Below are 10,124 nucleotides of genomic sequence, written 5' to 3' on the forward strand. Positions count from 1 at the left end.
GCAGGCTCGCACTAAAGGAGTCTGCGTTATTATTGTCAATATTTGATATTCGGCACGGAAAATTGGCACTATTCGCCACCAATCATGTACTATTATTGACAATAACATCCGTGCGTGCTGACTTCCAGCGATGATCGGAAGCGAGCATCCATGAACAAGCCGTTCCGCATTGGCCTTGTCGGCGCCGGTATGGTGAGCCGCCATCATCTGATCGCCTGGGCTGGTATAGCAGATCAGGCGCGCGTTGTTGCGGTCGCCGATCCCTCGGCCGACAACGCCGCACGCCGCGCGACCGAATTCGAGATATCCAGAACCTACGCCAGCGCCGAAGCGATGCTGGCGGAGACCGAACTCGACGCCATCGACATCGCGGCGCCGCGCGAGATGCACGCGCCGCTGGTCCGGCTCGCGGCAGCCAAGCGCCTGCCGGTGCTGTGCCAGAAGCCGCTGGCGCCGAACCTGCAGCAAGCGACCGACCTCGCTGCCGAGGTCCGCGACCTGACGCGGCTGATGGTGCACGAGAACTGGCGCTTTCGCGGATATTATCGCGACGCCGCTGCCTGGCTGCGCGAGGGCCGCATCGGCAACGTCAAGCAGGCGCAGCTCACGCTGCTGACCTCGGGCGTGCTGCCGGGACCCGACGCGCTTTGTCCGGCCCTGGAGCGGCAACCCTTCATGCGCCGCGAGAAGCGCATGCTGGTCGCGGAAGTCCTGATCCATCATCTCGATACCTTGCGGATGCTGCTCGGGCCGCTGCGGATCACGGCGGCTGCGCTTTCGCGCTCGAGCGAGCAGCTCGTCGGCGAAGACGGCGCGGTGATCCAGCTCCAGGCTGGCAACGGCGCCGGCGTCACGGTGTTTGCGAGCTTTGCCGCGCACGGGCATGCTGCCACCCAGATCGATCGGCTGGAAATTCTCGGCGACAAGGGCGCCATCAAGCTCGACGGGCCGCAACTCATCTGCTCGGGTGCTTCGCCCCAGGAAAGGGTCTACGATCTCGCCACCGAATATCAGGGGTCTTACAACCGGACGATTGCGCACTTCGTGCAATCGTTGCGAGACAACACGCCGTTCGAGACCGCGCCGGAGGATAATCTGGAGACGTTGCGGCTGGTCGAGGATTGCTATCGGCTGTCAGGCTGGGAGGCTTTGCAATGAAGCCGCAGGAAGCATTGACCGAGATTTCCGCGCTGACGCGAGAGGAAGAGCAGGCGGAAGTGATCCGCCGGCTTGAGGAAGACATCATCTTCGGCCGCTTCGCGCCGGGTTCGCGGCTGGTCGAAGACACGCTGATGACGCGCTACCGCGCCAGCCGGCATTTCGTGCGCCAGGGGCTGTTTCAGCTCGAGCGCCAGGGCATCGTGCTGCGCGAGAAGAACATCGGCGCCACCGTGCGATTCTATTCGGCTGAGGAAGTGCGCCAGATCTACGAGGTGCGGGAAATGCTGACTCGGCAGGCAGCATTGATGATCGCCCTGCCCGCGCCAACAAGCCTGATCGAGCAGTTGAGCGAATTGCAGCGGCAATATTGCGCCAAAGCCGACGCTCAGGATCTGCGCGGCATTCACGAAGCCAACGACGCCTTTCACGTCGCGCTGTTCTCCGCCTGCGGCAATCCCTATCTGGTGCGTTCGCTGCAGGACTACATGAACCTGACGCTGCCGATGCGCGCCAAGAATCTCGCCGACAACGAGGGGCTGGCGCTGTCACGGCGCCAGCACGAATTCATGATCGAACTGCTGAAAGGCCGCGACAACTGGGCGCTGGCGCAGCTCTGCGTCGACCACATGCAATACAGCAAGTCGGATTATCTCGGACGGATCGCGGGGGATGAGGGCAAAAACTAACGGCCGTCATTCCGGGATGCGCCGCTTGGCGCAGGCCCGGAATCCATACTCCCGATCGTGGTTATGGATTCCGGGCTCGTGCTTCGCACGCCCCGGAATGACGAATTATTTCCAGTCCACAATCCTGCTCTTGTCGCCGTCGAACTCCATGCCGCAGAACGTGCCGCCCTGGTAGAAATCGCTGACGGGATCGGCTGACATCTTGGCCTGCTCGGCCATCGCATGCTCGCGATGATCTTCGCCGCGGCCGGTCGGGCGATAGCCGAGATCGTAGGCGCGGTGATTGTCCCACCACGCGCGCTCGTTGTAGGACGCGCCGTAGAAGATCTCGAAATGAATGTCGGGGTGGTCGAGCCCGATCCGGCAGAGCTGCACCAGATCCTCCGGCTTCAGCCAGATTGCGAGACGGCGGTGATCCAGCGGCCTATCGCCGAAATTACCGATGCGCAGGCAGGTCACCCCAAGCCCGTGTTTATCCGCATAGAGCGAGCCGACCGCCTCGCCAAATACCTTGCTGACGCCATAGCGGCTGTCGGGGCGCGCGGTGACGTCGGTGCCGATCCGGTGGTGGCGCGGGTAGAAGCCGACCGCGTGGTTGGATGAAGCAAACACCACCCGCTTAACGCCCTTCTTGCGCGCCGCCTCGAACAGATTGTAGCAGCCGATGATGTTGGATTGCAGGATCTGTTCCCACGGGCCTTCGACCGAATAGCCGCCGAAATGCAGGATGCCGTCGACGCCCTCGCAGATCGCCTCGACCTGCGCGGGATCGGCCAGATCAGCCGCCTTGAATTTTTCGTTCGCGCCGAGATCGGCGGGCGTTGCGAGGTCGCTCAGCAGCAGATCCGGATAGATCGGCGGCAACAGCTTGCGCAGGCTGGTGCCGATTCCACCGGCAGCGCCGGTCATCAATATGCGTGGCATTTCTTCCCTCTTTCTTACGAGCGATTTGCGGTCGCTGGCCGACAATGATAGCAAAACATTCTGCGAGGAAACGCAACAGCAACGAGAACAGCAAATGTCCGAGGCAACACCCCGCGCCGGCTGGCAGCCGGCGACCTATTATCCTGATCCGGCGATCCACGCGCTCGATCCGCGGTTCGAGAAATACTGGCTCAAGCTCTCGGCGGTGGAACGGCTGGCCACCGGCATGCGCTGGGCCGAAGGGCCGGTGTGGTTTGGCGACGGGCGCTATCTCTTGTGCAGCGACATTCCCAATAACCGCATCATCAAATGGGAAGAGGAGACCGGCGCGGTCAGCCACTACCGCAAGCCGTCGAATTTCGCCAACGGCCATACCCGCGACCGCCAGGGCCGGCTGATCAGCTGCGAGCATGGCGGCCGCCGCGTTGTCAGAACCGAATATGACGGCTCGATTACCGTGTTGATCGATTCCTTTGGCGGCAAGCGGCTGAATTCGCCGAACGACGTCGTGGTGAAATCGGACGGCTCGATCTGGTTCACCGATCCCATCTTCGGCCTGCTCGGCAATTACGAGGGCTACAAGGCCGAGCCCGAACTCGACATGAATGTCTACCGGATCGATGGCGCCACCGGAAAGGCCACCATCGTCGCCGAGGGCATTTTGGGGCCGAACGGGCTTTGCTTCTCGCCGGATGAGAAGATTCTCTACGTCATCGAATCCCGGGGCGTGCCGACCCGCAAGATCCTCGCCTACGACGTCGCGCCCGGCGGCGACACGCTTTCCGACAAGCGCGTGTTCGTCGATGCAGGCCCCGGCACGCCCGACGGCATGCGTTCCGACATCGACGGCAATCTGTGGTGCGGCTGGGGCATGGGCGATCCAGAACTCGACGGCGTTGTCGTGTTCGCGCCCGACGGCGTCATGATCGGGCGCATCGCCCTGCCCGAACGCTGCGCCAATCTCTGTTTCGGCGGCCTGAAGCGCAACCGGCTGTTCATGGCGGCGAGCCAGTCGATCTACGCGCTGTATGTGAACACGCAAGGCGCGCTCGGGGGATAATCTACGCCATCCCCTCGCCGGTTCAGCCCTTCTTTTCCTGCGCGGCGGCGGTCTGCTTGGCCAGCCCCTCCTCGAACGCCTTTTCCAGCGTTGCGGCATAGGCGTTGAATTCGCCGGGATTGACGAACGGATTGGGCGCGCCGTCAGCCAGCTTGGCGCGCTTCTCCTGCATCTTGTACATTTCCGGATGCGGCGCGAGCAGGACATCCACCTTCATGTCCTTGGCCCGCGCGAACGTCTTGCGGTAATCGGCGACGATCCCGGGATAGGTCGGGTTGGTCACGAGGCGGTTCAGCGCCACGGTGCCGCTGCAGAAGATCAGCACCGAGCGCGTCGCGTCGCCGTCCTTCACCGAAAATTCCCAGCTGGTGCAGCCCGGCGAATGGCCGGGCGTTTCGCGCGCGGTGATCTTCACATCGCCGAGCGTGACCGTATCGCCTTCGCGCACGGTGCGGTCCACCTTGGCCGGCGGGAAATTCAGCACGGTTTCCTCCCGCGCGCCCGGGTAGTAGCCGCCTTCGAGCAGCGGCTTGTCGGCTTCACCGGCGACAAGCTGGGCCCCGCTCGCCGCCTTCATTTCGGCAAGCCCTCCGGTGTGATCGATATGGGCGTGGGTGTTCAGCAGGTATTTGATGTCGGTGACCTTGAAGCCAAGCTTCTCGATGTTGCCTTTGATCTGCGAGGTCGCCTCCGGCATCACGGTATCGACCAGGATGTGACCTTGCGGCGATGTGATCAGATAGGATGACAGGCCGTTGGTGCCGACATAATAGACGTTGCCGATCATCTTGAACGGCTCCGTCGGCTCGTTCCATTTCACCAGCAGCGTCGCGAGCAGATCCTTGAGGCTCTGCGCCTGCGCTGCGCCGGTCAACGGAATCAGCGCGACAAGCGCAATGGCCAGTTTCCTCATATCCGCTCTCCCTTTTTGTTTTTCTTCGCGTCATTGCGGCCGCGCGTTGATGCAAGCCTCGACCATGCACTCTAACGAAAATGCCGGCTGCTTTGGGGCAGCCGGCATTATTTTGAATAGACGGCGTTAGCAGCGCCGCATCGGCTTACGCGGCGTTGTAGCCAGCGACCGCCTTCGCTTCGAGGTATTCTTCCAGGCCGTACTTGCCCCACTCGCGGCCGTTGCCGGACTGCTTGTAGCCGCCGAACGGTGCGGTCCGCTCGTTCGGAACGCCCTGCAGGTTGACGTTGCCGGCGCGGATCTGCTTGCCGACCCGGCGCGCGCTTTCGACGGTATCACCGGTGACGTAACCGGCCAGACCATAGGGCGTGTCGTTGGCGATCTTGACCGCTTCGGCTTCGTCCTTGGCGCCGAGAATCGTGAGCACCGGCCCGAAGATTTCCTCGCGGGCGATGGTCATGTCGTTGGTGACGTCGGCGAAGATGGTCGGACGCACGTAGAAGCCCTTGTTGACGCCTTCCGGCAGACCGGGACCACCGGCCACGAGGGTTGCACCTTCCTCGATGCCCTTGTGGATCAGCGCCTGGATCTTGTCCCACTGGATGCGGGACACAACCGGGCCGATGGTGGTGCCGTCGGCGCGGGGATCACCGGCCTTGGTCTTGTCGGCGACCGCCTTGGCGATAGCGGCGACTTCCTTCATCTTCGACAGCGGCACGATCATCCGCGACGGCGCGTTGCACGACTGTCCGGAGTTGTTGAACATGTGCATAACGCCGCCGGTGACGGCCTTGGTGAGGTCGGCGCCTTCCAGGATCACGTTCGGCGACTTGCCGCCGAGTTCCTGGCTGACGCGCTTCACGGTCGGCGCGGCGCGCTTGGCAACATCGACGCCGGCGCGGGTCGAGCCGGTGAACGAAATCATGTCGATGTCCGGATGCTCGCTCATCGCAGCACCCACCTCGGGGCCGAGACCGTTGACGAGGTTGAACACGCCCTTCGGCACGCCGGCTTCATGGAGGATTTCCGCGAAGATCAACGCCGAGGTTGGCGTGAATTCCGACGGCTTCAGGATCATGGTGCAGCCGGCGGCAAGCGCGGGCGCGACCTTGCAGGCGATCTGGTTCAGCGGCCAGTTCCACGGCGTGATCATGCCGATGACGCCGACGGGCTCACGCAGCACCGTGGCGGTGCCGATGTTTTCCTCGAAATGATAGTTCTTCAGCACTTCCAGCGTGGAAGCGATGTGGCCGAGGCCGGCGCCGGCCTGCAGCCGCTCTGCCATCGGCAGCGGCGCGCCCATTTCGTCGGACACGGCAGCACCGATTTCCTTCATGCGGCCCTTGTAGATCTCGATGATCTTTTCAAGGAGCGCGACACGCTCTTCACGGCTGGTCTGCGAGAAGGTCACGAAGGCGCGCTTGGCCGCAGCGACGGCCTTGTCGAGATCGGCCTTGGAGCCCAGCGCAATCTCATACATCGGCTCTTCGGTCGCCGGATTGACGACGGGCGTGGACTTCTTGACGGCGGGATCGACCCAGGCGCCGTCGATGTAGAATTGCATACGGTTGACCATCGGAAACCTCGTTATTTCACAGGGCGGAAGGATTAAGGGAACGGGGGCGTTCGGCAGGCATCCTTGCACGAAAATCCCGGCAATTGAACCCGCCATATGCGGGATGCCGCGTTGCGGCGGGCACCGGATATAAGGTCAGGCGCCTGACGGATGCAAGGTGGTCAATCTTCCGTCCATCCGTGTGGAGAGACCCCCACCCCGCCCTCCCCCGCAAGCGGGAGAGGGAGTGGACCTACATTGCGGCAAGCATCGATAACCACAGCGCACACTGCGCCCCCTCTCCCGCATTTGCGGGGGAGGGTTGGGGTGGGGGCCGGGCTTGCTCCGACCATTATTGTTTACACCACAATCTCACACCGCCATCTTCCTGTGCCGCACCGGCGCCCCAACGGTGAGGCTTTCGGCCGCATCGATGATGGCGTTGGCGTCCATGCCGTGGTGGCGGTAGAGGTCGGCGATGGTGCCGGTCTGGCCGAACTGCTCGACGCCCAGCGCCTCGACCCGCTGGCCGCGCACGCTGCCGAGCCAGCCCAGCGCCGCCGGATGGCCGTCGATCACCGAGACAATGCCGCAGTCGCGCGGCAGCGGCGCCAGCAATTGTTCGATATGGCTGAGATGTGCCACGCCGCGGCGGTCGCGGCGCAGTTTTCGCGCCGCGGTCCAGCCTGCATGCAGGCGGTCCGCCGAGGTCACCGCCAATAGTCCGACATCCCGGTGGCTTTCGCCGATGAAGCCGACCGCCTCGATCGCCTCGGGCGCGACCGCACCGGTGTAGGCGATCACGACGTCGCAGTTCGCGCCCGGTTTGCGCAGCCAGTAGGCGCCGTCGGTGATCTCGCGCTGCAGGTCCGGCGTCATGATCCGCTGCGGCTGGTCGATAGTCCGCGTCGACAGCCGCAAATAGACCGATCCGCCGCCTTCTTCCCCTTGCCCGACTTCGCGCTGCATGTGCTGAAAACCCCAGCCCATGATCACGGAGAGTTCATCGACAAAGGCCGGCTCGAACGAGGCGAGACCATCCTGTGCGATGCCGATCAGCGGCGTTGCGATCGACTGGTGCGCGCCGCCCTCCGGCGCCAGCGTGATGCCCGACGGCGTCGCCGCCACCATGAAGCGCGCGTCCTGGTAGCAGGCGTAATTCATCGCATCGAGGCCGCGCTGGATGAAGGGATCGTACAGCGTGCCGATCGGCAGCAGCCGCTCGCCGTTGATCTGGTGCGACAGACCGAGCGCCGAGAGCATGATGAACAGGTTCATCTCGGCAATGCCGAGTTCGAGGTGCTGGCCCTTCGGCGAAAAATCCCAGTTGAAGGTCGAGGGGATTTTCTCCTGCCGGAACAGATCGTGGTTTTCCGCCTTCGCAAACAGCCCGCGCCGGTTGACCCAGGCGCCGAGATTGGTCGACACCGTCACATCAGGCGACGTGGTGACGATGCGCGAGGCCAGTTCGGTATCACCGCGCGCCAGTTCGTTGAGCACGAGGCCGAAGCCCTGCTGGGTCGACATCTGCGCCGCCGGCTTGAAGGCGAGCCGCTCGGGCACCTCGATCACGGGCGCGGTCAGGCGCCGGCGGCCCTCGGCGTTGAACGGCGCTTCGGTGAGAAACGCTTCGAGAGCAGCCGCCTCCTGCGACAACCCTTCGAACTTTTCCCATTCATGGCCGGGACGAATGTTCTGCGCCGCACGCCATTTTTCCATCTGCGCGACCGTCATCAGTCCGGCGTGGTTGTCCTTGTGGCCCTGCATCGGCAGGCCGACGCCCTTGATGGTGTAGGCGATGAAGCAGACCGGGCGATCATGGTCGATCGACTCAAAGGCATCGATCATGCTGGTCATGTCGTGTCCGCCGAGATTGGACATCAGCGCCAGCAGTTCCTCGTCGCTGCGGCGATCGATCAGTTGGGTGACCTGTCCCTGATCGCCGATGTCGTCCTGCAGATGTTTTCGGAACGCAGCACCGCCCTGGAAGCACAGCGCGGCATACATCTGGTTCGGGCAATTATCGATCCAGCGCCGCAACGCCTCGCCGCCGGGTTCGGCGAACGCCGCCTGCATCAGCGTGCCGTACTTCACGATTCTGACGTCCCAGCCGAAATTGCGGAACATGGATTCGAATTTCTCCCAGAGCCCTTCGCGCACCACGGCGTCCAGGCTCTGGCGGTTATAGTCGACGACCCACCAGGTGTTGCGCAGCCCGTGCTTCCAGCCCTCGAGCAACGCCTCGAAGATATTGCCCTCGTCCATTTCGGCGTCGCCGACCAGCGCGATCATCCGCCCCTCCGGACGATCTTTCATCCAGCCATGTGACTTGACGTAATCCTGCACCAGCGAAGAGAACAGGGTTTGCGCCACGCCGAGACCGACTGACCCCGTCGAGAAGTCGACGTCGTCGGCATCCTTGGTGCGCGACGGATAGGATTGCGCGCCCTTGAAGCCGCGGAAATTCTCCAGCTTCTCGCGGGTCTGGTGCCCGAACAGATACTGGATGGCGTGGAACACCGGGCTGGCATGCGGCTTCACCGCAACGCGGTCCTGCGGCCGCAGCACCGAGAAATACAGCGCCGACATGATGTTGGCGAGCGAGGCCGAAGAGGCCTGATGGCCACCGACCTTCAGGCCGTCGGTGTTGGCGCGGATGTGATTGGCGTGGTGGATGGTCCACGATGACAGCCAGAGCACCTTGCGTGCCAGCGCGGACAATAATTCCAGGCGTGCGGGCTCGATGGGCATGGCGTTGCTCCGGACTCGGGGTCAGGGTCAAATTTTACCGGGCATCAGGCTCCCAGAAATCTCAAATTTACGCGACATACCGGCCAAAATTGGGATAGAATCCCAATCCGAACCCCATTATCCAGAGTTCATTCCAATGCACGCCCTCGACGCCATCGACCGCAAGATCCTCAGCCTGCTGCAATCCGACAGCCGCATGACCATGCAGGAGCTCTCCGAGAAGGTCGGGCTCTCGGTGTCGCCCTGCCACCGCCGGGTGAAATTGCTGGAGGAGCGCGGCGTCATCACCCGCTACATCGCGACCGTCGACCAGAAATCGCTGGGCCTGCATGTCAGCGTCTTCATCTCGATCAAGCTGGCGCGGCAGAAGGAGGAAGACCTCAACCGGTTTGCCAAGGCGATCTCGAAATGGGACGAGGTGCTGGAATGCTATCTGATGACGGGCAATCGCGATTACCTGCTGCGCGTCGTCGCCGCTGATCTGTCGTCCTACGAGGCGTTTTTGAAAAACAAGCTGACGCGGCTGGATGGCATCGCCTCGATCGAGTCGAGCTTTGCGCTGAGCCAGGTGAAGTATTCGATCGCACTGCCGGTGTGACGTCGTCGTGGTTCGGGTCGTCATTGCGAGCCAACGGGTCGCGCGAATGCGCGCCCGATGACGGGCTCCGCGAAGCAATCCATAGCGGCGCCAGCGGAAAAATGGATTGCTTCGTCGCTTCGCTCCTCGCAATGACGGATACAGTACGGCTTCACCAACGGTGTCGTCCTCCGCGAAAGCGGGGGACCCAGTACGCTGCGGCTTTTCGGTTCTATCATCGGCGTCTCTGGAATACTGGATCGTCCGCCTTCGCGGACGATGACACTGAATATGGGTTCGCGATCTCGCGGCCTGACATGCCCGAGCTTTGCCAGAAACTTCCCGCCCTCGAAAACTAGAGGGCGCAGGGAAGACCGGGTGCGCGCTGCACCCGCGGTCTCGTGTGCGGTTTGCACTAAGTAGGCTGCACACGAGCATACAGGGCAGCGGTGAACACCCGGCCTTCCCTGCGCAATGGCTTTACGGCTTATGCCGTG

Annotated in this window: 8 protein-coding genes; 4 read left to right on the forward strand and 4 right to left on the reverse strand. The window is 62.9% G+C overall.

From position 1 onward, the window contains the following. The first annotated feature begins 150 nt into the window (after positions 1-150). Together JQ641_RS19420 and JQ641_RS19425 are read left to right on the forward strand one after the other, a co-directional pair. Positions 151-1,158 (forward strand): Gfo/Idh/MocA family protein, encoded by a 1,008-nt coding sequence (locus JQ641_RS19420; protein WP_211997582.1) that lies wholly within the window; start codon positions 151-153, stop codon positions 1,156-1,158. Further along, positions 1,155-1,847, forward strand: a complete 693-nt coding sequence (locus tag JQ641_RS19425) for a GntR family transcriptional regulator (RefSeq protein ID WP_211997583.1) — start codon at positions 1,155-1,157, stop codon at positions 1,845-1,847. The genes JQ641_RS19420 and JQ641_RS19425 overlap by 4 nt, the downstream gene beginning before the upstream one ends. Before the next feature lie 105 nt (positions 1,848-1,952). Here the strand turns inward: JQ641_RS19425 and JQ641_RS19430 are convergent, their stop codons facing one another. Beyond that, positions 1,953-2,771, reverse strand: a complete 819-nt coding sequence (locus JQ641_RS19430) for an NAD-dependent epimerase/dehydratase family protein (protein WP_211997584.1) — start codon at positions 2,769-2,771, stop codon at positions 1,953-1,955. A gap of 94 nt (positions 2,772-2,865) precedes the next feature. Between JQ641_RS19430 and JQ641_RS19435 the strand changes: the two genes are divergently transcribed. After that, positions 2,866-3,831 (forward strand): SMP-30/gluconolactonase/LRE family protein, encoded by a 966-nt coding sequence (locus JQ641_RS19435; protein ID WP_211997585.1) that lies wholly within the window; start codon positions 2,866-2,868, stop codon positions 3,829-3,831. A 22-nt stretch (positions 3,832-3,853) separates the two neighbouring features. Here JQ641_RS19435 and bla read toward each other — a convergent pair whose 3' ends face one another. From bla to JQ641_RS19450, 3 genes are all read right to left on the reverse strand, one after another. Beyond that, positions 3,854-4,744, reverse strand: a complete 891-nt coding sequence (gene bla / locus JQ641_RS19440; RefSeq protein WP_211997586.1) for a subclass B3 metallo-beta-lactamase — start codon at positions 4,742-4,744, stop codon at positions 3,854-3,856. A gap of 145 nt (positions 4,745-4,889) precedes the next feature. Further along, a complete protein-coding gene (locus JQ641_RS19445) occupies positions 4,890-6,320 on the reverse strand; it encodes an aldehyde dehydrogenase family protein (protein WP_211997587.1) in 1,431 nt (476 codons plus the stop codon). 351 nt (positions 6,321-6,671) lie between these two features. Continuing rightward, positions 6,672-9,050: a thiamine pyrophosphate-binding protein gene (locus tag JQ641_RS19450; RefSeq protein ID WP_211997588.1), complete on the reverse strand. Its 2,379-nt coding sequence runs from the start codon at positions 9,048-9,050 to the stop codon at positions 6,672-6,674. A gap of 136 nt (positions 9,051-9,186) precedes the next feature. Here JQ641_RS19450 and JQ641_RS19455 point away from each other — a divergent pair, with 136 nt between their 5' ends. Continuing rightward, positions 9,187-9,648, forward strand: a complete 462-nt coding sequence (locus JQ641_RS19455; protein WP_192734786.1) for an Lrp/AsnC family transcriptional regulator — start codon at positions 9,187-9,189, stop codon at positions 9,646-9,648. The last annotated feature ends 476 nt before the right edge of the window (positions 9,649-10,124 follow it).

It is taken from the genome of Bradyrhizobium sp. JYMT SZCCT0180, from assembly GCF_018130165.1.
GTDB lineage: Bacteria > Pseudomonadota > Alphaproteobacteria > Rhizobiales > Xanthobacteraceae > Bradyrhizobium.